Here is a 22,871-nt window from a genome sequence, read left to right as displayed (position 1 = left end):
TCCGCGCCTCGGCGTTTCCTTCAGCTATATCCGGCGCCATCTGACGCGAACCGGATGCCGAGACCTTGGAAGACGCCCTGTATCGATGGCTGCAATCCACCGCGCTGTTGCGGGCGGATGTTGCGGCGCTCATCGGCTTCGCCCTGGCGATCGGCGTCACCCTGCACGCCCTGCTGCGCAAGCGCCGGGTCAGCGTCGCGGTCGGGTGGATCGGGCTGGCTTGGCTCTCCCCGATCTTCGGGACCGCGCTCTACCTGACCTTCGGCATCAACCGCGTCTCGCGCCGGGCGCGCAAGCTGCGCACGAAGCCCTCCGACGCGACCCAGCTGCCCGATACCGACGATGCCGTGGTGCCCGAGACGCTCTGGCCCCTGGACCGGGCGATCCGGCGCATCACCGGGCTCCCGGCCTTCACGGGCAACGACGTGCAGATGTTCCGCAACGGCGACGCCGCCTATCCGGTCATGCTGGCGGCGATCCATGACGCCAAGGCCAGCATCGGGCTCTCGAGCTACATCTTCCGCGACGATCCCACCGGCCGCGCGTTCTGCGATGCCCTGGCCGAGGCGAAGGCCCGGGGCGTCAAGGTCCGCGTGATCATCGACGGGATCGGCGGCGGCTATTTTCGCGCGCCGGTCTATCACCGGCTCACCAGCCTCGGCATCCCGGCGGCCCTGTTCATGCACTCGGCGCTGCCCTGGCGGATGCCGTTCCTGAATCTGCGCTCACACAAGAAGCTGCTGATCATCGACGGATGCGTCGCCTTCACCGGCGGCCTCAACATCTCGCAACCGAACCGGGTCTCCCTGAAGCCCGAGCATCCGATCCGCGACACCCATTTCCGTCTCCGCGGGCCTGTCGTCGAGCAGTTCGCGGTGGCCTTCGCGGCCGACTGGGCTTTCGTGGACGGCGAGATCCTCGATTCCGAGCCGTGGCTCGCCGACCTGCAGCCGGTGGGCAAGAGCGTCGCCCGGGTGGTCACCTCGGGGCCGGACGCGGATGTCGAGAAGATCGAGCAGGTCATCCTCCAGGCGCTCGCCTGCGCCCGCCGGACGGTCCGGTTCGTCACCCCCTATTTCCTGCCCGACGAACTGGTGACCGGCGCGCTCGCGCAGGCCGCGACCCGGGGCATCATCGTGGACGTGATCATCCCGCGGGTGAGCGACCATCCGTTCATCGACTGGGCGACCCGGGCGCATCTCGACCCGCTGCTCCGCGCCGGGGTGCGGGTCTGGCTCGACGAGCCGCCCTTCGACCATTCGAAGGCCATGGTGGTCGACGACGTCTGGTGCTTCGTCGGCAGCGCGAACTGGGACATGCGCAGCTTCCGGCTCAATTTCGAGCTGAACGTCGAGATCATCGACGCCGACCTCGCGGCCCAGCTCGACGCCTTCATGCAAGGCAAGATGGAATCACGGCTCAGCCGTGAGGATCTCGCCGCGCGCGCTTTGCCGATCCGTCTGCGCGACGCAGCCGTGCGACTGCTGCTGCCATACCTTTGAAGCGCGCGGGCGCGTGCGCTTCCGGCGCCGGCCCGAGATGCACGACGATCGGCCGGTGGTCGGAGGGGCCGCGCGGCAGCACGGCATGCTCGTGGCAGATCATGCCGCGGGCGAGGCACCGGTCGAGCCGCAGCGGCAGCACGTCGACCATCGCGTGGGTCGGCCTCCGGGGGCCGACATCGCGGAAGCCCGGGATCAGCGCCGGGCCAACGATGTTGTAATCGCCCAGCACCGCGGCCCGCGGCGGCAGCTCGCCGACGATGCGGCGCAGCTGGCGCCGGTTCAGCATCTGCCCGTGCGACAGGTGGACGTTCGCGACGCCGAACTCGCCCAGATCGAGCACCTGGCAGACCCGGTGAACCAGGGCGCCTGAGGGGAGCGTGATCACCCGCGGCGCATTCGGAAACGGTTTCGGGCTCCACATCGCCAGGCCGTGGATCCGCCCGGGCAACGGTGCCCAGGCGTAATGGCCGCCGATCCGGTCCTGCAGGAAGCCGATCGCCCGGGTCGCCTCTTGCATGAGCAGAAGGTCCGGCTTCTCCTGCGCGACCAGGGCGACGACGTCGTCCACCGCCGCGCCGGTGCGTCGGAGCAGGTTCCAGCTCACGATCTTGAACGGCGCGTGCGCGCGCTCCACCGGCCGGATCGGAAGCGCCGTGGCGAGGCCGGAGCGGTCCGGATGGGCGAAGCTGTTCATCGGGCCGGACTCGTACCTCACCGGGTGGTTCTGGCGCCACCGCCGCGCTTCAACGCGCCGAAAGCTCGGGCGTTCGCTTGGGGGCGAGCCCGATCTGCTTTTGCGGAGGCTGGCCGCTTTGGTCGCAGCCTGGCCGTTCGAGCGTCCGTCCCGACGTCTAGGAACGGACGTTGAGCAGATGCCGGGGTGAGACAAAAGCTCGCTGGCAGAGAACGACCTGCTTCCCGGCTCGCACCCGCATGCCATTTCGAGCGCAAATTGAACGCCGGTTTCCGGCGCTTTGAGGAGGTTGCAGCACCCGATCCCCTCGCGCTTCGTTGAGCTCGCGGCCTCGGCGGTCTATGCACCGACCCCATGGACCTCCAAGCCTCCGCGAGCCGATCCCTGGCGACCCTCGCCTGCAAGGCGCCGCTTGCCAGGAAGGCGGCGCCATTCCTGCCCATGAGCCGCGCCGAGATGGACGCGCTCGGGTGGGACGCCTGCGACGTCGTCCTGGTGACCGGCGACGCCTATGTCGATCATCCGAGCTTCGGCATGGCCATCATCGGCCGGTTGCTCGAAGCGCAGGGATTCCGGGTCGGCATCATTGCGCAGCCCGACTGGCAATCGGCGGAGCCGTTCAAGGCGCTTGGCAGGCCGACGCTGTTCTTCGGCGTCACCGGCGGCAATCTCGATTCGATGGTGAACCGCTACACGGCGGACCGTCGCCTCCGGCACGACGACGCCTACACGGCGGGCGGCGAAGGCGGCCGGCGGCCGGACCGCTCGACCATCGTCTACACGCAGCGCTGCCGCGAGGCCTACAAGGACGTGCCGATCATCCTCGGCGGCATCGAGGCCTCGCTGCGCCGCATCGCCCACTACGATTACTGGTCCGACAAGGTGCGCCGCTCCATCCTGGCGGACGCGAAGGCCGATCTGCTCATCTACGGCAATGCCGAGCGCGCCGTCGTCGAGGTGGCGAACCGCCTCGCGGCCGGCGAGGCCCCGCACGATCTCGACTCCGTCCGAGGCGTCGCCCTGTTCCGCCGCGTGCCCGCGCATTACACCGAACTGCCCGCCGACGATCTCGATTCGACCGACGAGGCCGCTTCCCGTCGTCCCGGCGAGACCGTGATCCGGCTCCCCGCCTACGAGCAGGTCAAGGACGACAAGGAGGCCTATGCCCGCGCCTCGCGGGTGCTGCACCGGGAGGCCAATCCCGGCAACGCCCGCCCCCTCGTCCAGCGCCACGGCGACCGCGACCTGTGGCTGAACCCGCCGCCGATCCCGCTCTCCAGCGAGGAGATGGATGCGGTCTACGACCTGCCCTACGCCCGCGCCCCCCATCCGTCCTACGGCGACGCGAAGATCCCCGCCTGGGACATGATCAAGTTCTCGGTGACGATCATGCGCGGCTGCTTCGGCGGCTGCACCTTCTGCTCCATCACCGAGCACGAGGGCCGTGTCATCCAGAACCGCTCGGAGGGCTCGATCCTGCGCGAGATCGAGAAGATCCGCGACAAGACCCCGGGCTTCACGGGCGTGATCTCCGATGTCGGCGGCCCGACGGCGAACATGTACCGGATGGCCTGCAAGGACCCGAAGATCGAGGCGGCGTGCCGGCTGCCGTCCTGCGTCTTCCCGGATATTTGCCCGAACCTGAACACCTCGCACGACGACCTGATCCGGCTCTATCGCAAGGTCCGTGAGGTGAAGGGCGTCAAGAAGGTTATGGTCGCCTCCGGCGTGCGCTACGACCTCGCGGTCCGGAGCCCCGAATACGTCAAGGAGCTCGTGACCCATCACGTCGGCGGCCGTCTCAAGATCGCGCCCGAGCACACCGAGCGCGGCCCCCTCGACCTGATGATGAAGCCGGGAATCGGCACGTATGACCGCTTCAAGGAGATGTTCGACGCCGCCGCCAAGCAGGCCGGCAAGAAATACTACCTGATCCCGTATTTCATCGCGGCGCATCCGGGCACGACCGACGAGGACATGATGAACCTCGCCCTGTGGCTCAAGAAGAACGACTATCGCGCCGACCAGGTCCAGACGTTCCTGCCCTCGCCCATGGCGACCGCCACGACCATGTACCACACCGAGATCAACCCGTTGCAGGGCGTGCGGCGCGGCGGCAGCGAGCCGGTCGACGCGATCAAGGGGATGCGGCAGCGCCGGCTGCACAAGGCGTTCCTGCGCTACCACGATCCCGAGAACTGGCCCCTGTTGCGCGAGGCGCTGCGGGCGATGGGCCGCGCGGATCTCATCGGGCCGAGGCCGGACCAGCTCGTTCCGCTCTCGCAGCCCCCGGGAACCGGTGCCGGCGCGGGCAAGTCCGGAAGCCAGTCGCGCCCCATGCGCCATCCGGGCGCGCCGCGTTTCACCACGAAGGGCGTGCCGCTGCGGAAGTGACAGTCGGGCGCGCCTCGCAGCCGGACGTGCGACGGGCAGGCTTCGGGGTGCCATGCCCCGACGTGGACACGCAGGAAGCGACTTTCTCGGACGCCGCCAGGGCCATGCTGATCGAGTTCCGGTCCTGAGGCCGTCGCACGCGCCCCGCGCCTGTGCAGCGATGCGCCGTCGCCGCTTGAGGCCGCACGCCCCGGCGGCCTAAGACCCCGGCTCACCGATTGCTCACCGGGGGCCGATGTCGGGCTTCAGCTTCATCCATGCGGCGGACCTGCATCTCGGCAGCCCGCTCTCGGGCCTCGCCACCCGCGACGCGGAGCTGGCCCGCCGGCTCGCCACCGCGGGGCGGCAGGCCTTCGAGGATCTCGTCACCCAGGCGATCGAGCGGCGGGTCGCCTTCGTGGTCGTGGCCGGGGACATCTATGACGGCGACTGGGCCGACAACACGATCGGGCTGTTCTTCGCCCGCCAGGTGGCGCGCCTCGACCGGGCCGGCATCCCGACGATCCTGGTGCGCGGCAACCACGACGCCGAGAGCGTGATCACCCGCTCGATCACCCTGCCGCCCTCGGTGCATGTCTTCTCCGCGAGCCGCGCCGAAACGCTGCGCCTCGAATCCCTGCGGGTCGCCGTGCACGGCCGGAGCTTCCAGGCCCGGGCCGTGGAGGAGAACCTGTCGCTGACCTACCCGGCCGCCCTGCCCGGCTGGTTCAACCTCGGCGTGCTGCACACCTCCTGCACGGGCCACGCGGCGCATGAGACCTACGCCCCCTGCTCGGTGGCCGACCTCACCGCGCGGGGCTACGATTACTGGGCGCTCGGCCACATCCACGAATATGCGGAACTGTCCCAGGATCCCTGGATCGTGTTCCCCGGCAACATCCAGGGCCGGAGCGTGCGCGAATGCGGCGCGAAGGGCGCGGTCCTGGTGGAGGTCGCAGACGGGCGGGTGACCGGGGTCAGCCGCTTCCCCCTCGACCGGGCCCGCTTCGAGCAGGTCACCGTCGACCTGAGCGAGGCCGCCGACACAAGCGCCGCCCTCGAGGATGTGGAGACCGCCCTGCGGCCCCTGGCGGAGGTGGCGGCGCAGCGCCTCGTGCTGGTGCGGGTGCATCTGGCCGGCACGACCCCGGCCCATGACGCGCTCTCGGCCGACAGAGACAACGTCACCGCCGAGATCCAGGCCGCCGCCCACCGGCTGCACGAGGATATCTGGCTGGAGCGCCTGAAGATCGAGACCCGGAGGCCCCGCGCTCCGGTCGAGGCCTCCGGGGCGGCGATCGACCCGGCGGCCCTGCTCGCCGATCTCGACCGCGACCCGGATTTCCGCAGTCGGGCCAAGGCGGCGCTCGCCGAGATTGGCGCCCGCATGCCGGCATCCGCCGCCGCGGAGGCCGATCTGGAGGCCGAGTTCGACGCGCTCTGTGCCGAGGCCGAGGCGCTGATCCTGGGCCGCCTCGGCGGCCGGCATTGCTGAGGCGCGCACAATGCGGCTGATCCGCCTCGCTTTGGAGCGCTACGGCGCCTTCACCGATCGGACCGTGACCTTCCGGCCCGATGCCCGCCTGCACGTGGTGCTGGGCGCCAACGAGGCCGGCAAGAGCACGGCGCTCGCGGCGGTCACGGACCTGCTGTTCGGCTTCGAGAAGACCACCCGCTACGCCTTCCTGCACGACATGCCGCTCCTGCGCCTCGGCGCCGAGGTCGAGGCCGCCGACGGGCGCCGCCTGGCCTTCCGCCGCCGCAAGGGCAACACCCGGACGCTGATCGACGCCGCCGAGGCGCCGCTGCCCGACGACGCCCTGGCGCCGTTCCTCGGCGGCATTTCCCGCACCGTGTTCTGCCGCGCCTTCGGCCTCGATGCCGGCAGCCTGCGGGCCGGCGGGCGCGAGATGGTCGATGTCGAGGGCGAGGTCGGCGCCAGCCTGTTCGCAGCTGGGTCGGGCTTGCGCGGCCTCACGGAGCTGCAAGCCGCCCTCGACGCGGAGGCCGAGGGCATCTTCGCGCCTCGCCAGGCCAAGCACCGGACCTTCTACCAGGCGCTGGAGCGGCACGAGACCGCCCGCAAGGCGATCCGCGAGAAGGGCCTGCGCGCCGGCGACTGGCGCGCGCTGAACGACGAGATCGCGGCCGCCGCCCAGCAGCTCGATGCGCTGCGGGCCGAGCGCGAGCGCGTGGCCACCGAGCGCGCCCGGCTGGAGCGCCTGAAGCGCGCCCGGCCGATCGTCGCCGAGATCGACGCGCTGGACCACCGGATCGCCGCGGATGCCGGCCTCGCCGAGGCGGATTCCGCCTGGATCGAGCGCTTGGGCGCCGCCCTCGAACGCTGCCGTGAGGCCGAGGCCGAGGCGGCGCGCGCCGACGCCGCCCTCGCCCGGGCGCGGGGCGAGGCCGAGTCGGTGCCGGTGGAGCCGGCGCTGATCCTGCGGGCCGAGGAGATCCTGACGGCATTCAGCGGCACCAAGGAGTTCGAGAAGGGCGGCACCGACCTGCCCCGGATCGAGGGCGACGCCCACAAGGTCGGGCTCGACCTGGAGCGCCTGCGCGCCCGGATCGGCGCCCCGGATCTCGCGTCCCTGGAAGCCAGCCAGCCCACCGACGCCGCCCGCGCCCGGGTCGAGCGACTGATCCGCGACGGCAGGACGCTCGCCGCCGCGGAGGAGCAGCTGGCGCGCGACGCTGCGGCCGCCAGGGCCGAGCGCGACCGCCTGGCCCGGGAGGTCGAGGCGGCCGGCGCCACCCACGATCCGACGCCGTTGCGCGAGGCCCTGAAGCCGCTTGCCAAGCTGCACGAGCGCCTCGCCGCCCACGAGGCGCTGGACACCGCGATCCGGCGGGAGACGGCCCTGCTGCGCAACCAGGCGGCGCGTCTGTCGCCGCCGGTGGCCGACACCGCCGCGCTGGCCCGCATGCCCCTGCCCAGCGCCGACACGATCGCGCGCTACCGCACCCTGCTCGACGGCAAGCGGCGCGAGCAGGAGCGCGCCACCGACCGCCGGGACGCGGCGCGAGCCCAGGCGGACGCCACCCGGACCCGCCTGCGTGAGCGCGAGGCCGGCCGGCCGATCGCCACCCAGGAGCGGCTCGAATCCGTGCGGGCCGCGCGCGACGCCGCCTTCGCGCCCCTGCGCGACGCGCTCGCGGCCGGCCGGACCACAGAGCCCGGCACGCTCGCCGCCTACGAGCGCGCCCTGTTCGAGGCGGACCGCCTCGCCGACGAGCGCGCCGCCGACGCCGCGCGGGTCGCAGCCCACGCGGCCGATCTCGACCGCCTCGCCGCCGAGGATGCGGCGCTGGCGGCAGCCGAACGGGTGCTCGCCGGGATCGCGGACGAGATCGCCGAGGGCGAGGCCGCCTGGCGCGAGGCCTGGCAGCCCGCCGGCCTCGTCCCCGGCCCCCCGGCCGAGATGGCGGCCTGGCTTGCCGAGACCGAGAACCTGATCGAGGCCGAGCAGCGTCTGGCCGAGCAGCGGATCGAGCGGGACCATCTGCAGACCCGGATCGAATCCGCCCGGGCGCCGCTCGCCGACCTGTTCACCCGGGCCGGGCTCGATCCGGCCCCGGACGGCGATATCGGCCAGGCGCTCGAACGGCTCGAGGCCCGGGTCGCGACGCTCGCGAGCCGCTGGGAGGCCAATCTCGAGACCGGCGGCCGGCTCCGCGCCGCCGCCGCGACCGCGGAGAAGCTGCAGGCCGCGCTGGCCGAGACCGGGTCGCGCCGCGCCGCCTGGCAGGCGGACTGGGCGGAGGCGCTGAGGCCCCTCGGCCTGCCCGCCACCGCCCGCCCCGAGGAGGCTGAGGGCGCGCTGGAAGCCTGGCGCACGGTGCCGGACCGGCTCGCCGAGCGCGCCGCCCTGCAGCGCCGGGCGGCGGGGCTCCGGCGCGACATGGACGCCTTTCAGACCAAAGCGGCTGCCCTGGTCGAAGCCCTCGCACCGGACCTCGCCGATACGCCGCCCACCGGCGCGATCCGCACCCTGCATGCCCGCCTGGTCACCGCCCAGGCCCGGGAGGCCCGCCGCGCCGAGCTGGACCGGCGCTTCGAGGAAGCGGACACGGCCCTGCGCCACGCCCTCGGCCTGCGCGACGCCGCCCGATCGGACCTGACCCGCCAGGTCGCCGAAACCATGCCGGATCTGGCCGAGGCGCCGACCCCTGCCATCGCGGAGGTGTTCGGCCGGCTGAACGCCCGGGAGATGCTTCGGGCCGAGCGCCTGCGGCTGCGCGGCAGCCTCGCAGGCGCCGCCGACGGCCTGCCCGAATCCGAGATCCGCGCCGGCCTCGACGCCCTCCCCCCGGAGGCCGTGGAGGCGGAACTGGCCCGGCTCGCCATGGAGGCCGAGGAGCAGGCCGAGCGCGGCCAGGTCATCTTCGCCGACCGCGACCGGGCCGAGAGGCGCCGGGCGGAGCTCGAAGGCGGCAGCGGCGCCGAGCTGGCCGCCGCCGAGCGCAAGGCGGCGGAAGCCGACCTCCAGGCGGCGTCCCGCTCCTGGGCGGTGCTGCGGCTCGCCGGCCTGATGCTCGGCCAGGCGGTGGCCCGGCACCGGGCCGGCCAACAGGACCCTCTGGTGGCCCGGGCCGGCGCCCTGTTCCGGGCCCTCACCGGCGGCGCCTTCACCGGGCTCGCCCAGACCTACGACGAGGCCGACACGCCCAAGCTCGCCGGCCAGCGCGCAGGCGGGGGGCTGGTCGGGATCGAGGCGCTCAGCGAGGGCACCCGCGACCAGCTCTATCTCGCCCTGCGCCTGGCCTATCTGGAGGATTACGCCGGCCGCGCCGAGCCCGCCCCGTTCATCGGCGACGATCTGTTTTCAACGTTTGACGAAGCGCGAACCGGGTACGGCCTCGACGCGCTCGCGGAGATCGGTGCCAGCGTCCAGCCGATCCTGTTCACCCACCACCGCCACGTCGCCGAGATCGCCCGGGATCGGTTGGGCGATGCGGTGGATGTGCTGGAGCTGTAGGGGGCGGTTCTGACGGAAGGGCGCGGCCATCCCTCACCGCGCTCCGCTACAGCTGCCGCGACGGCGGCGGATAAACTTCTCCGTCATTCCGGGGCGCTGCAGGCGAGCCCGGAATCCAGAACCGCCGACCGTGCAAGTCCTTCAACCGTCGGTGGTTCTGGATCCCGGGCTCCACTGCGTGGCCCCGGGATGACGAGGCGAGTGATCGTTCGGTTTGTGAACCCTCAATTGCCGCAGCAGGAACGTTTCGCCCCATGAGTACCCCGCTTCGCTGAAGGAAGGCGCGCTGCCTTTGCGGAGGAGGTGCTCGTCGGGTTCCAGCCCCTGCCGTAATGGACCCCTCACCCCCCCAGATACCGCCCCTCCAGATGCGCCCGGAACGCCGCCGTCCCCAGGGGCGCGCCCGTTGCCCGGACCAGCAGATCATCCGTCCCGAGCAGGCTGCCGACCTCGTGGACGTTGGCGCGCAGCCATGTGCGCAGCGGGGCGAAATCGCCCGCGGCGAGGCAGCCCGGCAGGGCCGGCTCGGCGGCGCGGGCCGCACGGAACAGCTGGGCCGCGGCGAGCGCGCCCAGCGTGTAGGTCGGGAAGTAGCCGAAGGCGCCGCTCGGCCAGTGGATGTCCTGCAGGCACCCGAGGCGGTCCTCCGGCACGGTGAGGCCGAGGAGGTCGCGCAACCCGTCGTTGAAGGCGCCGGGCAGGTCGGCGACCGCGAGGTCGCCCGCGATCATCGCGGTCTCCAGCCGGTAGCGCAGCAGGATATGGGCCGGGTAGGTCGCCTCGTCGGCATCGACCCGGATGAAGCCCGGCCGGACCTGCGTGTTCAGGGCGTGCAGGTTCTCCGGCGACCATTCCGGCCCGGAGCGGCCGAACGCCTCGCGCAGCAGCGGCGCCAGGTAGGTGAAGAACTCCCGGCTGCGGCAGGCCTGCATCTCGACGATGAGCGACTGGCTCTCGTGCAGGCTCATGCCCCGGGCGGCGCCCACGGGCTGATGCCGCCAGGCGGCGGGGCGGCCCTGCTCGTAGAGGGCGTGGCCGGTCTCGTGCAGCACGCCCATCAGGGCGCGGCCGAAATCGGCCTCGTCGTAGCGGGTGGTGATGCGCACGTCGTCGGTGGCGCCGCCGCAGAACGGGTGCAGGCTGATATCGAGGCGGCCGCGGGCGAAATCGAAGCCGAGCGCGGTCATCAGCTTGAGGCCGAGCGCGCGCTGCGTGCCCGTGTCGAACGGCCCCTCCAGGGGCAGCGGCGCCGGGCGCGAGGACTGGATCTCCCGGGCGCGGGCGATCAGGTCCGGCAGCCAGCTCGTGAGGTCGGTAAACAGCGGGTCGATCACCGCCCGGCGCATGCCCGGATCGTAGCTGTCGAGCAGGGCATCGTAGGGGTCGAGCCCGAGCGCCGCGCCCTTGGCCTGCCCGATCTCCCGCTGGAGCCGCAGCACCTCGGCGAGATACGGCGCCAGCCGGGCGAAATCGGAATCCCGCCGCGCCTCGCGCCAGACCATCTCGGACCGGGACACGGCCCGGGAGCTCGCCTCCACGAGGTCCCGGGGCACCGCGCCGGCATGGGCCTGGGCGCGCCGCATCTCCCGCAGGTTGGCTGCATTCCAGGCATCCAGGCCGCCCTGCTGCTCGGCGGCGGCGAGCTCGTCCTGCGTCTCGGGCGCGGTCAGGATCTCGTGGGCCAGCCCGCGCAGGATCGCCAGCTGGTCGCCCCGCGCCTCCGCGGCCCCGTCCGGCATCAGCGTCTGCGCGTCCCAACCGAGGATCCCGGCCGCGCCTTCCAGGGCCGCGAGGCGGGAGAAGCGCTGTTCGAGGGTCTGGTAGGCGGTCATGCGATCATCCGTTCCGGTCGGTTCGCGATCGTTGCGGCCCCGCGAGACTGTGCCCGCCGAGGCTCGATAAGACAGTATCCCTGGTTTGTGCCGCGGGTCGGTATCACCCCGCCTGCAGCATCTCCAGCTCCAGCCACCGGTCCTCCGCCTGCGACAGCTCGGTCTCGGCCTGGGCCAGCATGGCGGTGGCCTTGTCGAACCGGGCCGGGTCGCGGGCGTAGAGGTCGGCATCCGCCAGGATCGCCTTCAGCTGGGCGATCGCCGCCTCCAGCTTGGCGATGCGGGCCGGGAGCGTCTTCAGCTCGTGCTGGTCCTTGAAGCCGAGCTTCGGCTTTCCGGCCGGCTGGGCGGCCGGAGCCGTGCGCTCGCGCGGTTCCTTCTTCGTGGGCGCGACCGTGCGCGCCTCGACCCCCTGCCCGCGCTGGACCAGCATGTCGCTGTAGCCGCCGGCATACTCGACCCAGCGGCCCGACCCTTCCGAGACCAACACGCTGCCGGCCACACGGTCGAGGAAGTCGCGGTCGTGGCTCACCAGGATCAGGGTGCCTTGGTAGTCGCCGAGCATCTCCTGGAGCAGGTCGAGGGTCTCGAGATCGAGATCGTTGGTCGGCTCGTCGAGCACCAGCAGGTTGGCGGGTTGCGCCAGCGCGCGGGCGATCAGCAGGCGGTTGCGCTCGCCGCCGGACAGCACCGAGACCGGGGTCCGGGCCTGCTCGGGGGTGAACAGGAAGTCCTTGAGATAGCCGATGACGTGGCGGCTCTGGCCGTTCACCGTGACGCTGTCGCCCCGGCCGCCGGTGAGCACTTCTGTGACGGTCATCCCGGGCTCCAGCGTCGCCCGGGCCTGGTCGAGCACAACCGGCATCAGGTTGGTGCCGAGCACGACCTGGCCGGAATCGGGGGCGAGCCGGCCCATCAGCAGGTTGATCAGGGTCGACTTGCCGGCGCCGTTGGCCCCGACGATGCCCAGCCGGTCGCCGCGCATCACCCGCAGGGACAGGCCGTCGACGATGGTCCGGTCGCCGTAGGCCTTGGAAATGTCCCGGGCCTCGACCACGAGGCTCCCGGAGGATTCGGCCTCGGAGGCGTTCATGCTGACGCTGCCCACCGGGCGACGGACGTCGCGGCGGTTCTGGCGCAGCTCGTGCAAGTTGCCGAGGCGGCGGACGTTTCGCTTGCGGCGTGCGGTGACGCCGTAGCGCAGCCAGTGCTCCTCGGCGGCGATCTTGCGGTCGAGCTTGTGCTGGTCGCGCTCCTCCTCTTCAAAGAATGCGTCGCGCCAGGCCTCGAAGTTGGAGAATCCCTGTTCAATCCGTCGCGTTTCGCCGCGGTCCAGCCAGATCGTGGCCCGCGACAACGCGGAGAGAAACCGCCGGTCGTGGCTGATCAGAACCATCGCGGCGCGGGTTCCGCGCAACTCCGCTTCGAGCCACTCGATCGCCGGTAGGTCGAGATGGTTGGTCGGCTCGTCGAGGAGCAGCACGTCGGGCTCGGGGGCCAGCGCCTGGGCGAGCGCCGCGCGCCGCCCCTCGCCGCCGGAGAGCTGCTTCGGATCCTCCGCCCCGGTCATGCCGAGGCTTTCGAGCAGGTATCGGGCGCGATGGGCGGATTCGCCCGGCGGCAATCCGGCCTCGACGAAATCGAGGGTGGTTGAGAACCCCGAAAAGTCCGGCTCCTGCGCCAGGTAGCGGATCGTGGTGCCGGGCTGGACGAACAGCCGCCCCTTGTCCGGCTCGACCAGGCCGGCGGCGATCTTCATCAGGGTCGACTTGCCCGAGCCGTTCCGCCCGACGAGGCAGGTCCGCTCGCCGGGGGAGATGGTCAGGTCGGCGCGGTTGATCAGCGGCGTGCCGCCGAAGGTGAGCGCGACGTCCTGGAGGGTCAGTAGAGGGGGAGCGGCCATGCCGGGCTTATGGCAGTGCCGGGCCTCCGGTTCAAACCGGGCCGCTCCCGGCGCTCAGGCGATCGGGTTGGCCGGCCCGGTGGGCGGGCTGATCTCCGGCGGGCCGGGATCGTTGACCGGGATTTCCGGCGGTTGGATGCCCGGCGTCTCGGCCGGGGTGTTGCCGGGGATCTCGGGACCGGGCGGCTGCGTCGGCGCCTGCGGCGGATCGTACGGGGTCTCGGGCGCCGGCATGGGCTGGGGCGGAACTTCCGGCACTTGGCTCGGATCGGCGAGGGTGAAGTCCGGCATCTTGTCCTCCAGAGGGCCCGCGGTGCTGTCCCGCACCGTTCGGGCGGCAACGAAGGCCTGCGGCTGGGGTTCCGGCGCGCTACTTCTTGGTGAGCAGGAGATTGCCTTCCTTGCTCGCCACCTTCTGGATCTTCTCGGCGAACAGGGCGAGCAGGAACGGCAGCTTCACCTCGAGGCGCACGCTCTCGGGGCCGACATCGATCGTGCCGCCGATCTTCTGGGTCATGGCCGAGACGCCGAAATCGAGGCGGTCGCCGGTCCAGGCGAGCTGGTCGATGGTGACGCCGCTCTTGGCCAGGAAGGCCCGCGCTTGGTCGGTGCCGTGTTCGAGGCGCCGCTTGGCCTCGTCGCGGCCGAGGTCATGCGGGATATCGACGATCAGGGGCTTGGGCATGGGGCGGCTGGATCCGGGCTGCTCCCACAGCACATGGGGCCTCCCGACGCCGCAGGCAACGTCGGGAGGCCGCTCGGCTTCAGGATCGGTCCGATCCGGGCGCCGTCAAGGCGCGCGCAGCCGGATCGGATCCCGATCCTCCATCGGCGATCGGGCGCAGGTGGCGCCGGGTCCTCAGTTCAGGACTTGAAGCGAGACGTAGCTCGTGCCGCCCATGCCGAGCGCGCGGGCCGAGCCCCTCGAGAGATCGATGATGCGGCCACGCACGAAGGGGCCGCGGTCGTTGATCCGCACCACCACCGAGCGACCGGTCCGGCGGTTCTCGACGCGGACCCGGGTTCCGAACGGCAGGCTGCGATGGGCAGCGGTCAGTCCGTTGGGGTTGAAACGCTCGCCGTTCGCGGTGCGAGAGCCGCTCCCGTACCAGGAGGCCGCGCCGCTCTGGGCGGCAGCCGGGAGGGTCGTTCCGACGAAGGCTGAGAGCATTCCAACGGTGGCCACGAACTTACCGAAACCAGATGTCATTCTTCCCGCATTCCCTTGTTGTTTCCGGGGCGGCGCCAGTCGTTCGAGAAACGGGCCGGAATATGGCGGGGTTTTCGGATCGGTTGACGTCACATTTTAGCCGGGTTCTGCCTGGTCATGTGGATTACAGTGCGTTCTATTTCAGTTTATTTCTGACTGTGTTACGATTTGTAAGACCGACAGTCCCCTTAGGTAATCGCCGCGTCACACAACTGTCATGTGCAGCGATCCTTGGATCGGCCTAAATTCCTAAGCCCTGCGTTGAGTGTGACCCTGCGTCCCACTGAGCTGGATGCGGGCGCCGACGAAACCCGAAATCAGTCGTGCCGGCACGGACCACAGGAATGGCGGCTCTCGGACGGTGCGCGGTCTGATCAGCCGCGTCGCGGCATAAGACGGGCGGGCTCGATGCGCCGCACAATAGGCGCTTGATCTGTGGAAGGACTGGGCGGGACGCTCTCGGCAAAAACTGCAGCCCCAGAACGGGACGGCAGCCGGGCAATTTCGACAACGCGACCTTTACCGTATCCGACGCATGGTCTGCCGGTCAGTCGCGTAACCGGTGTTTGCCATGGCTTCCCCGCGTACCGTGGCTGCCGACGCCGTCGCCCGGAAACAGGTCTCGCGTGCCGGGCGGCCCGCGTCGGCGCCACGGATGGGTCTCGTACCCACCCAGCGTCCCCTCCCCCTCGACCAAGTGTTGGTCGGGGATTGCATCTCGGCCATGAACGCGCTGCCGGCTTCCAGCGTCGACTGCGTCTTCGCCGATCCGCCCTACAACCTGCAGCTCGGCGAAGCCGGCCTGCTGCGTCCGGACCAGAGCCGTGTCGACGCGGTCGACGACGACTGGGACAAGTTCGCGACCTTCGAGGCCTACGACGCCTTCACGCGGGACTGGCTCGCCGCCTGCCGGCGCGTCATGAAGCCGAACGCGACCCTCTGGGTGATCGGGTCGTACCACAACATCTTCCGGGTCGGGAGCGCGTTGCAGGATCTCGGTTACTGGATCCTCAACGACATCGTGTGGCGCAAGGCCAACCCGATGCCGAACTTCCGCGGCAAGCGCTTCACCAACGCCCACGAGACCCTGATCTGGGCCTCGCGCTCGGCGGAGTCGAAGGGCTACACCTTCCATTACGACGCGCTGAAGGGAGGCAACGAAGACCTCCAGATGCGCTCGGACTGGTTCATCCCGCTCTGCACCGGCGAGGAGCGGCTGAAGGATGCGGAGGGCCACAAGGTCCACCCGACCCAGAAGCCCGAAGCCCTGCTCGCCCGCACCCTGATGGCGGCGACCAATCCCGGCGACGTGGTGCTCGATCCGTTCTTCGGCACCGGCACCACCGGCGCAGTCGCCAAGCGCCTCGGCCGGCGGTTCATCGGCATCGAGCGCGAGGCCACCTACGCGAAGGCCGCGATGGAGCGGATCGCCGCCGTCCAGCCGCTGTCGAAGGCCGCCCTCATGGTGGCGCCGACCAAGCGGGCCGAGCCGCGGGTGCCGTTCCTCTCGGTGATCGAGGCCGGGCATATCCGCCCCGGCGAGATCGTCACCGACGAGCGCCGCCGGTTCCGCGCCACGGTGCGTCCGGACGGCCAGCTCGACAACGGCCTGGTCATCGGCTCGATCCACAAGATCGGTGCCCTGGTCCAGGGGCTCCCGGCCTGCAACGGCTGGACCTTCTGGCACGTCGAGCGCTCCGGCAAGCCGGTTGTCATCGACAGCTACCGGGCCGGACTGCGCCAGGCGATGGCGAACGGCTGAGCCGTTCTCCCTGCTGGTCACGAGATCCCAAAGGGCTCGCCCTTTGGCGGGTGCAGGGCAGAGCCCTGCAAAGGCCTCGGGGCCTTGCCCCGAACCCCACCAAAGGGCTCGCCCTTTGGGAACCTGGTCCCTCAGAGCTAGCGACGTCGCGCGGCGCCCGGTCGGCGCGGCGTCGGCCGGGCGCGTGGCGGCGCGACGGGCGCCTCCGGCTCGGCATCCAGGAAATCGTCCATCTCCGGCGGCGGCTCGGGTGCCGGCTTGGGCCGGGGCTTGGGCACCGCGCGCACGCTCGGGCGCGGCTCCGGATCTTCCATCGAGATCGGCGCCTCCATGGCCGCGAGTAGCGGCATCGCCGGCGGCTCCTTCTTCGGGCGACCGCGCGGCTTCTTCTCGGGCTCCGGCTTCGGGTCGAAGGCGTGGGCCAGCACCTTGCGCATCAGGCCGGGCAGCGGCTCCTCGTCCAAAGCGGTGCGCGGGGTGAAGCGCATGCCGGGCGGCGTCGGGGTCGAGAGCGCGACCCGCGCCGAGAACACGGTCAGCTCTAGCGGGAAATGCGTGAAGCCGTGGCGGACGAGCCCCGGCAGGCGCTTCCAGCGGGCGTCGATCGGCGCATCCAGCAGGGCCGCCGCGACGTCGTAATCCGGCTCCCAGGCACTGCCCGGCGGCTCCGCCATGTTTCCCAGCAGCCCCTCCGGCGGGCGGGTCCGCAGCAGGACCGCCTCGTCGCCGCTGCGGATCGCCACGAAGGCCGCCCCGCGGCGCAGCGCCCCCTTGGCGACCTTGATCTTGCGCGGGAACGTGTCCTGCGTGCCGCGCGCCCGCGCCTGGCAGGGCAGCATCCAGGGGCAGAGGGCGCAGGCGGGGCGTTTGGGCGTGCAGATCGTCGCGCCGAGATCCATGAGCGCCTGCGCGAAGTCGCCGGGCCGGTCATGCGGCACCAGGGCCTGGGTCAGCCGGCGGATCTCCGGGCGGCTGCCGGGCAGCGGCGCCTCCACGGCGAAGACTCGGCTCAGAACCCGCTCGACATTGCCGTCGACCGCGGCCTCCGCCCGCTCGAACGCGATCGCGGCGATCGCCCCGGCCGTGTAGGCGCCGATGCCCGGAAGCTTGCGCAGGCCCTCGGCCGTGTCGGGGAAGCGGCCCGCAGCCGCCACCGCCTTCGCGCAGGCATGGAGGTTGCGCGCCCGGGAATAGTAGCCGAGCCCGGCCCAGGCCGACATCACCGCTTCCTCGGGGGCCTCGGCCAGCGCGCTGACGTCCGGGAACCGGGCCAGGAAACGCTCGAAATACGGTCGCACCGCTGCGATCGTGGTCTGCTGCAGCATCACCTCCGAGAGCCAGACCCGGTACGGATCGGGCGTTATGCCGGCGAGCGCGCGCCAGGGCAGGACCCGCCGGTGCCGGTCGTACCAGGCGAGCAGGTCGTCGGCGCGGGGTCCGGGGGCGGACCCGGGATCCGGGGCTGGGCAGGGCGGCATGGGCGAGGCTGCATACAAGGCGGGGCCGGACGATCATAGGGCCGCGAAACGCCGGGCTCGTGCTCCCTTCGTCAACGAAGCTGCGCTAACCTCGTGCGACTCACGTGAAGGATGGCGAGGCCCGAAGCACCATGGCGCGCGTCAAACCGTTGGCCGAGCTGATTGAGAGCTGCATCGGGCCGGCCTTCGCGGCGCAGGGCTTCGCGTCGACCGACATCCTGGCCGCCTGGCCGGAGATCGTGGGCGAGCGGCTGGCCCGCTACTGCCGGCCCTCGAAACTCGAATGGCCCAAGCGTCGCCGCAAGGATTCCGACGCACCGGAATCCGGGACGCTGGTGGTCCGGGTCGAGGGCGTTTTCGCCATCGAGCTCCAGCATCTGGCGCCGGTGGTGATCCAGCGCATCAACGCGCATTACGGTTGGGCCTGCGTCTCGCGCATCGTGCTGCAGCAGGACCGGGTCGGCCGCGGCGGCCGGCCGGCGCCGCGCACCGGCATCGATCCGTCCCGGGCCGTCGAGGTCAAGCGCGCGGTGGCGGCGATCGACGATGACGGCCTGCGTGCCGCCCTGGACCGGCTCGGGATCGCGGCCGTGGCGACTCGGCCGGAGCGCTAAGCATCAGGTTTCGGTGGCGATTGCGTCGCCTTGCCAGGACAGCCGCGCCCGAGTACCCGAACCGGGACGCCAAGCCTAAGACGCCAAGACCGACGAATTCGGCGGAGCCTGCCCATGACCACGCGACGCGACGCTCTCAAGTTCACCGGCCTCGCGCTCGGCGCCGGCCTCGCCCTCCCCTACCTGGCGCGCTCGGCCTGGGCCCAGAACGCCGACCTGGCGGCCTTGATGCAGCCCGGCCCGCTCGGGGATGTCTGGCTCGGTCCGGCGGACGCCAAGTGCACGATCATCGAATACGCCTCGATGACCTGCTCGCACTGCGCCGCCTTCCACCGCACCACCTGGCCGGTGCTCAAGGAGCGCTACATCGATACCGGCAAGGTGCGCTTCACCCTGCGCGAATTCCCGCTCGACCCGCTGGCCACCGCCGCCTTCATGCTGGCGCGCTGCCAGGGCGATGCTAAGTATTACCCGATCACCGACCTGCTGTTCGACCAGCAGCCGGCCTGGGCCTTCACGCCGAAGCCGGTCGATGCCCTGGAGCAGATGCTCCGGCAGGCCGGCTACACCAAGGACACGTTCGAGGCCTGCCTGAAGGACCAGAAGGTCTACGGCGCGGTCAACGCCGTGAAGCAGCGCGGGCTGGACGTTCTCAAGGTGGATTCGACGCCGACCTTCTTCATCAACGGCGAGCGCTACACCGGCGAGATGACGATCGACGGCATGGAGAAGGTGATCAAGCCGATCCTGGGCGCCTGATGTGTCTGTGGCACGTTGCGCGAAGCACCGCTGCCACGCTGGCCCAAAAACCGGAAAAGCAGATCAAAATCAACGACTTGCTCTGTATCGGCGTCGCCTTGACACCCAAGATAGGCGAAACTATGGTGCGCCCGCTTGATGGGGGCGTCCAGCCGGTTTCAGATCCTCCCGCCCTGTGAGTTTCAGCCGTGAACGGCGACGATTCCAGGGACGGGAACGGGACCGAGGGAACGCCGACGGACAGCGAACTCTCCGCGAGGCTCAGACGTCTCGAGACGCAGATCGAACGGAAGCGTCCGCAAGCCGCTCCCGATCCTTCCTTGCGGCCTCGGGCTGCCGGGCCCTCCTCGCTTGGCCAGGCCATGACGATCTCCACGGAGTTCGTCGCGGGCGTGATCGCGGGGGGCATACTCGGCTGGATCGTCGATCATGTCTTCGGGACGAAACCCTGGGGCCTGATCGTCCTCCTGATGCTGGGGTTCGTGGCGGGGATCTACAACGTGATGCGGGTGTCAGGTTTTGCCGGCACGCGTCCCGGACGAGGCGACGGGCAAGAGCCATAAGGCACGCCGGTCGATAGAGGTTTGAGGCGATCGACGCTGTCGATGCGCCGGATCAAGAGGGGCGGAAGCGGGAATGGCGGTCACGATCGACCCGATCCATCAGTTCGAGCTGAAGCCGCTCGTATCGCTGGGCCATATCGGCCATCAGCAACTCGCCTTCACACAATCCGCTCTGTACATGTTCGCCGCCGTCGGGGTGATCGCGCTGATCACCGTGGTGGCGACGGCCTCGCGCTCGGTTGTGCCGGGGCGGATGCAGTCTCTGGCCGAGATCTTCTACGAATTCATCGCGGATACGCTGCACCAGGCCACCGGCGACGGCGGCAAGCGGTTCATGCCGCTGGTCTTCTCGCTGTTCATGTTCGTGCTGATCCTGAACCTGTTCGGCATGATCCCCTACGCCTTCGCGGTGACCAGCCACCTGATCATCACCTTCGGCCTCGCCGCCCTGGTGATCTCGGTCGTGGTGATCTACGGCGTGATGAAGCACGGCACCCACTTCTTCGGCCTGTTCGTGCCGTCGGGCGTGCCGAAGCCGCTCCTGGCGATCCTGGTGCCGATCGAGATCATCTCGTTCATCTCCCGGCCGATCAGCCTGTCGGTGCGTCTGTTCGCCAACGTGCTCGCCGGCCACATCGCGATGAAGATCTTCGCGTTCTTCGTGGTCCAGCTTCTTCTCGCAGGTGCCTGGAGCGTGCTATCGCCGCTTCCGCTGTTCCTGACGATCGCGCTCACCGCTCTCGAGTTCCTCGTTGCGGCGCTTCAGGCCTACGTCTTCGCGACGCTGACGGCGATCTACCTCAACGACGCGCTCCACCCCGGCCACTAGGCTCACGCCCCGGCCGCTCAGCTTCACCCCGGCCTCCCCGTTTGGCCGGCTCCACCCGCCGCGAACGTCACCGCACGTTTCGATCTGAAGAGACCTCAGGAGTTATCATGGATCCCGTCGCTGCGAAGTACATCGGCGCCGGCCTCGCCTGCCTCGGCATGGCGGGTGCGGGCATCGGCCTCGGCAACCTGTTCGGTCAGTTCCTCGCCGGCGCCCTTCGCAACCCCTCCGCGGCCGACGGCCAGCGCGCCACCCTGCTCCTGGGCTTCGCCCTGACCGAGGCGCTGGGCATCTTCTCGCTGCTCATCGCGCTGCTGCTGCTCTTCGCCGTCTGATCGACGCGCTCCGGGGGCCGCGGGCGACGCGGCCTCCACCGGGCTCTCACCGCCCGACCACCAGGTGGGCGCTTCGCGAACGAGGCGTCCACCTTCTTCCGTCACCGCGTCGGCGGTGACCCAAGCGAACGGTGTCAGTGTAGCGGTCTCATGGCGCAGCCGAATCCCCTCACCACGCCGCCCCCGGGCGCCGACACGCAGCTCGTGCCCGGCCATGTCGAGCATGCCGAAGCGCATAGCGGCGCCTTCCCGCCCTTCGAGACCTCCGGATTCCTGTCGCAGCTGATCTGGCTCGCGCTGGCCTTCGGTCTCCTCTACTACCTGATGGACAAGGTCGCGCTGCCGCGGATCCAGGCGATCCTGCATGCCCGCGCCGAGCGCCTGCGCGCCGATCTCGATCAGGCCCAGGCGATGAAGGCCGAGGCCGACGCTGCCGGCATCGCCTACGAGACCGCCCTGCGCGATGCCCAGGGCAAGGCCCGCGACATCGCCCAGACCACCCGGAACGAGCTGGCCGCCGAGGCCGACGCCAAGCGCAAGGCGCTCGAGACGGAGCTGAACGCGAAGCTCGCCACTGCCGAGGCGACGATCCGCGCCCGGACCGAGGCCGCGATGGGCAACGTCCGCAGCATCGCCGGCGAGGCCGCGTCGGCCATCGTCGAGCGCCTGACGGGCCAGGCGCCCGATTCGGCGACGCTCGACCGCGCTCTCGACGCCACCGCACATTAACGGGAACCCACGATGCTGCTCGAAGCCGAATTCTGGGTCGCCGTCGCGTTCTTCATCTTCATGGGTATCGCCTGGAAGGCGGGTGCCTTCTCGGCGATGACCAAGGGCCTCGACGGTCGCGCCAACCGCGTCCGTCACGAACTCGACGAGGCCAAGCGCCTGCGCGAGGAGGCCGCCACCGTGCTGGCCGACTACAAGCGCCGTCGCGCCGAGGCCGAGAAGGAAGCAGAGGCGATCATCGCCAGCGCCCGCGAGGAGGCCAAGCGCGCCGCCGAGGAGGGCCACCGCAAGCTCGACGACTTCCTGGCTCGCCGTACCAAGGCCGCCGAGACCAAGATCGCCCAGGCCGAAGTCCAGGCCGAGGCCCAGGTTCGCGCGGCCGCTGCCGACGCCGCCGTGAAGGTGTCCGAGACGATCCTGCGCGAGCGGCTGCAAGGCGATGCTGCCCAGGGCCTGATCCGCGCCAGCCTCGGCGAGGTCCGGACCCGCCTCCGGTCCTGATCGTCCGGGAGCGGAAACACCGACCATAAGCCGCCTTCGGGCGGCTTTTTTTATGGGTGCTCCCGGTCGACGATCGGGACATCGACGCGGGCTAGAGCACTTTCGGTTTGGGCTGAGTCGGATGCCTGGGGTTCACGCGGGGCTGTTGGGCTGATTCATTGCGCACTCCAGATGAGGAGCAGAGCATGGGCCGACCCTACAGCCAGGATCTGCGTGAGCGTGTCGTGGATGCGGCAGGCTCGACTTCGCGCCGGCAGGCGGCCAAGCGCTTCGGAGTCGGTGCCGCAACGGCGGTCCGCTGGATGACGGCACTGGCCACGACCGGGACGGTGGCGGCCCGACCACAAGGGCGGGCACGCGGCTCCAAGCTCGACCCGCACGAGGCGTTCCTGCGCCGTCTGATCGCCGAGCGGGACGACATCACCCTGGAGGAGATGCGGGTCCGCCTGTTGGAGGAACACGCGCTCACGGTCGGGCTGGGGACCCTGTGGAGCTTCCTCGACGCCCGCGGCCTGACGTACAAAAAAAGACAGCTCACGCGACCGAGCAGGATCGCCCGGACGTGAAGGCTGCCCGCGAGGCGTGGTTTGAGAGCCAGCCCGACCTTGATCCCAGCCGCCTCGTGTTCCTCGACGAGACCTGGACGGCGACCAACATGGCCCGCACCCGCGGGCGCGCACCGCGCGGAGAGCGGTTGCGCTCGCCCGTGCCGCACGGCCATTGGAAGACCACCACCCTGGTGGCGGGCCTGCGCCTGTCCGGGATTGCCGCGCCGTTCGTGCTGGACGGACCGATCAACCGC

At 70.6% G+C, this 22,871-nt stretch carries 19 protein-coding genes and 1 pseudogene; 13 read left to right on the top strand and 7 right to left on the bottom strand.

Annotated features, from left to right (window positions below):
- The first annotated feature begins 65 nt into the window (after positions 1 to 65).
- Complete coding sequence (locus LGR69_RS22745) at positions 66 to 1,502, top strand: phospholipase D-like domain-containing protein (RefSeq protein WP_230367428.1); 1,437 nt, start codon at positions 66 to 68, stop codon at positions 1,500 to 1,502.
- Here LGR69_RS22745 and LGR69_RS22740 read toward each other — a convergent pair.
- Positions 1,420 to 2,199 carry an endonuclease/exonuclease/phosphatase family protein gene (locus tag LGR69_RS22740; protein WP_007566806.1) on the bottom strand — a complete coding sequence of 260 codons (780 nt, stop codon included), beginning with the start codon at positions 2,197 to 2,199 and terminating at the stop codon, positions 1,420 to 1,422. The genes LGR69_RS22745 and LGR69_RS22740 overlap by 83 nt on opposite strands.
- Positions 2,200 to 2,553: 354 nt before the next feature.
- Here LGR69_RS22740 and LGR69_RS22735 point away from each other — a divergent pair, with 354 nt between their 5' ends.
- From LGR69_RS22735 to LGR69_RS22725, 3 genes are all read left to right on the top strand, one after another.
- Positions 2,554 to 4,593 carry a YgiQ family radical SAM protein gene (locus tag LGR69_RS22735; RefSeq protein ID WP_230367427.1) on the top strand — a complete coding sequence of 680 codons (2,040 nt, stop codon included), beginning with the start codon at positions 2,554 to 2,556 and terminating at the stop codon, positions 4,591 to 4,593.
- Positions 4,594 to 4,828: 235 nt separating this feature from the next.
- Positions 4,829 to 6,067, top strand: coding sequence for a metallophosphoesterase family protein (locus LGR69_RS22730; protein WP_230367426.1), 1,239 nt, complete (start codon positions 4,829 to 4,831; stop codon positions 6,065 to 6,067).
- A gap of 10 nt (positions 6,068 to 6,077) precedes the next feature.
- Positions 6,078 to 9,554: a YhaN family protein gene (locus tag LGR69_RS22725; RefSeq protein ID WP_230367425.1), complete on the top strand. Its 3,477-nt coding sequence runs from the start codon at positions 6,078 to 6,080 to the stop codon at positions 9,552 to 9,554.
- A gap of 341 nt (positions 9,555 to 9,895) precedes the next feature.
- On the opposite strand, the gene LGR69_RS22720 is transcribed toward LGR69_RS22725, so the two are convergent.
- The 5 genes from LGR69_RS22720 to LGR69_RS22700 all read right to left on the bottom strand — a co-directional run bounded on the left by LGR69_RS22720 (position 9,896) and on the right by LGR69_RS22700 (position 14,499).
- On the bottom strand, positions 9,896 to 11,386 hold the full coding sequence (locus LGR69_RS22720; RefSeq protein WP_230367424.1) for a carboxypeptidase M32: 1,491 nt from the start codon (positions 11,384 to 11,386) through the stop codon (positions 9,896 to 9,898).
- 103 nt (positions 11,387 to 11,489) lie between these two features.
- Positions 11,490 to 13,289 carry an ATP-binding cassette domain-containing protein gene (locus tag LGR69_RS22715; protein ID WP_230367423.1) on the bottom strand — a complete coding sequence of 600 codons (1,800 nt, stop codon included), beginning with the start codon at positions 13,287 to 13,289 and terminating at the stop codon, positions 11,490 to 11,492.
- A gap of 54 nt (positions 13,290 to 13,343) precedes the next feature.
- On the bottom strand, positions 13,344 to 13,580 hold the full coding sequence (locus tag LGR69_RS22710) for a hypothetical protein (protein ID WP_122162777.1): 237 nt from the start codon (positions 13,578 to 13,580) through the stop codon (positions 13,344 to 13,346).
- Positions 13,581 to 13,659: 79 nt separating this feature from the next.
- Positions 13,660 to 13,974, bottom strand: coding sequence for a polyhydroxyalkanoic acid system family protein (locus LGR69_RS22705; protein ID WP_039903737.1), 315 nt, complete (start codon positions 13,972 to 13,974; stop codon positions 13,660 to 13,662).
- A gap of 174 nt (positions 13,975 to 14,148) precedes the next feature.
- Positions 14,149 to 14,499: a septal ring lytic transglycosylase RlpA family protein gene (locus LGR69_RS22700; RefSeq protein WP_007566791.1), complete on the bottom strand. Its 351-nt coding sequence runs from the start codon at positions 14,497 to 14,499 to the stop codon at positions 14,149 to 14,151.
- A 571-nt stretch (positions 14,500 to 15,070) separates the two neighbouring features.
- Here LGR69_RS22700 and LGR69_RS22695 point away from each other — a divergent pair.
- On the top strand, positions 15,071 to 16,261 hold the full coding sequence (locus LGR69_RS22695; protein ID WP_279884749.1) for a site-specific DNA-methyltransferase: 1,191 nt from the start codon (positions 15,071 to 15,073) through the stop codon (positions 16,259 to 16,261).
- A 137-nt stretch (positions 16,262 to 16,398) separates the two neighbouring features.
- On the opposite strand, the gene mutY is transcribed toward LGR69_RS22695, so the two are convergent.
- Positions 16,399 to 17,739, bottom strand: coding sequence for an A/G-specific adenine glycosylase (gene mutY / locus LGR69_RS22690; protein WP_230367422.1), 1,341 nt, complete (start codon positions 17,737 to 17,739; stop codon positions 16,399 to 16,401).
- Between the two features lie 131 nt (positions 17,740 to 17,870).
- Between mutY and LGR69_RS22685 the strand changes: the two genes are divergently transcribed.
- The 8 genes and pseudogenes from LGR69_RS22685 to LGR69_RS22650 form a co-directional block, all read left to right on the top strand.
- Entirely contained in the window at positions 17,871 to 18,353 is a 483-nt protein-coding gene (locus LGR69_RS22685) for a DUF721 domain-containing protein (RefSeq protein ID WP_230367421.1), read from the top strand.
- Positions 18,354 to 18,467: 114 nt separating this feature from the next.
- Positions 18,468 to 19,112 carry a DsbA family protein gene (locus LGR69_RS22680; protein WP_007566782.1) on the top strand — a complete coding sequence of 215 codons (645 nt, stop codon included), beginning with the start codon at positions 18,468 to 18,470 and terminating at the stop codon, positions 19,110 to 19,112.
- A gap of 188 nt (positions 19,113 to 19,300) precedes the next feature.
- Positions 19,301 to 19,675 carry an AtpZ/AtpI family protein gene (locus LGR69_RS22675; RefSeq protein ID WP_230367420.1) on the top strand — a complete coding sequence of 125 codons (375 nt, stop codon included), beginning with the start codon at positions 19,301 to 19,303 and terminating at the stop codon, positions 19,673 to 19,675.
- A gap of 73 nt (positions 19,676 to 19,748) precedes the next feature.
- Positions 19,749 to 20,504, top strand: a complete 756-nt coding sequence (locus tag LGR69_RS22670) for a F0F1 ATP synthase subunit A (protein WP_007566775.1) — start codon at positions 19,749 to 19,751, stop codon at positions 20,502 to 20,504.
- A gap of 107 nt (positions 20,505 to 20,611) precedes the next feature.
- Positions 20,612 to 20,839: a F0F1 ATP synthase subunit C gene (locus LGR69_RS22665; protein ID WP_007566773.1), complete on the top strand. Its 228-nt coding sequence runs from the start codon at positions 20,612 to 20,614 to the stop codon at positions 20,837 to 20,839.
- A 150-nt stretch (positions 20,840 to 20,989) separates the two neighbouring features.
- A complete protein-coding gene (locus LGR69_RS22660; protein ID WP_007566768.1) occupies positions 20,990 to 21,568 on the top strand; it encodes a F0F1 ATP synthase subunit B family protein in 579 nt (192 codons plus the stop codon).
- Positions 21,569 to 21,583: 15 nt separating this feature from the next.
- The gene (locus tag LGR69_RS22655) at positions 21,584 to 22,069 is read left to right on the top strand and encodes a F0F1 ATP synthase subunit B family protein (protein WP_193375362.1); all 486 of its coding nucleotides are present in this window, start codon (positions 21,584 to 21,586) and stop codon (positions 22,067 to 22,069) included.
- Between the two features lie 185 nt (positions 22,070 to 22,254).
- Positions 22,255 to 22,871: pseudogene (locus LGR69_RS22650) on the top strand (IS630 family transposase); the annotation flags it as partial.

Source organism: Methylobacterium brachiatum, from assembly GCF_020523825.1.
Lineage (GTDB): Bacteria > Pseudomonadota > Alphaproteobacteria > Rhizobiales > Beijerinckiaceae > Methylobacterium > Methylobacterium brachiatum.
Note: the sequence above shows the minus strand (reverse complement) of the source record. Positions and strands in the feature narration are given on the sequence as shown.

Excerpts from the sequence above, each read along its gene's own strand:
- LGR69_RS22740 (WP_007566806.1), bottom strand. The coding sequence starts at position 2,199 with ATGAACAGCTTCGCCCATCCGGACCGCTCCGGCCTCGCCACGGCGCTT.
- LGR69_RS22735 (WP_230367427.1), top strand. The coding sequence starts at position 2,554 with ATGGACCTCCAAGCCTCCGCGAGCCGATCCCTGGCGACCCTCGCCTGC.
- LGR69_RS22730 (WP_230367426.1), top strand. The coding sequence starts at position 4,829 with ATGTCGGGCTTCAGCTTCATCCATGCGGCGGACCTGCATCTCGGCAGC.
- LGR69_RS22725 (WP_230367425.1), top strand. The coding sequence starts at position 6,078 with ATGCGGCTGATCCGCCTCGCTTTGGAGCGCTACGGCGCCTTCACCGAT.
- LGR69_RS22720 (WP_230367424.1), bottom strand. The coding sequence starts at position 11,386 with ATGACCGCCTACCAGACCCTCGAACAGCGCTTCTCCCGCCTCGCGGCC.
- LGR69_RS22715 (WP_230367423.1), bottom strand. The coding sequence starts at position 13,289 with ATGGCCGCTCCCCCTCTACTGACCCTCCAGGACGTCGCGCTCACCTTC.
- LGR69_RS22710 (WP_122162777.1), bottom strand. The coding sequence starts at position 13,580 with ATGCCGGACTTCACCCTCGCCGATCCGAGCCAAGTGCCGGAAGTTCCG.
- LGR69_RS22705 (WP_039903737.1), bottom strand. The coding sequence starts at position 13,974 with ATGCCCAAGCCCCTGATCGTCGATATCCCGCATGACCTCGGCCGCGAC.
- LGR69_RS22700 (WP_007566791.1), bottom strand. The coding sequence starts at position 14,499 with ATGACATCTGGTTTCGGTAAGTTCGTGGCCACCGTTGGAATGCTCTCA.
- LGR69_RS22695 (WP_279884749.1), top strand. The coding sequence starts at position 15,071 with ATGGCTTCCCCGCGTACCGTGGCTGCCGACGCCGTCGCCCGGAAACAG.
- mutY (WP_230367422.1), bottom strand. The coding sequence starts at position 17,739 with ATGCCGCCCTGCCCAGCCCCGGATCCCGGGTCCGCCCCCGGACCCCGC.
- LGR69_RS22685 (WP_230367421.1), top strand. The coding sequence starts at position 17,871 with ATGGCGCGCGTCAAACCGTTGGCCGAGCTGATTGAGAGCTGCATCGGG.
- LGR69_RS22680 (WP_007566782.1), top strand. The coding sequence starts at position 18,468 with ATGACCACGCGACGCGACGCTCTCAAGTTCACCGGCCTCGCGCTCGGC.
- LGR69_RS22670 (WP_007566775.1), top strand. The coding sequence starts at position 19,749 with ATGGCGGTCACGATCGACCCGATCCATCAGTTCGAGCTGAAGCCGCTC.
- LGR69_RS22665 (WP_007566773.1), top strand. The coding sequence starts at position 20,612 with ATGGATCCCGTCGCTGCGAAGTACATCGGCGCCGGCCTCGCCTGCCTC.
- LGR69_RS22660 (WP_007566768.1), top strand. The coding sequence starts at position 20,990 with ATGGCGCAGCCGAATCCCCTCACCACGCCGCCCCCGGGCGCCGACACG.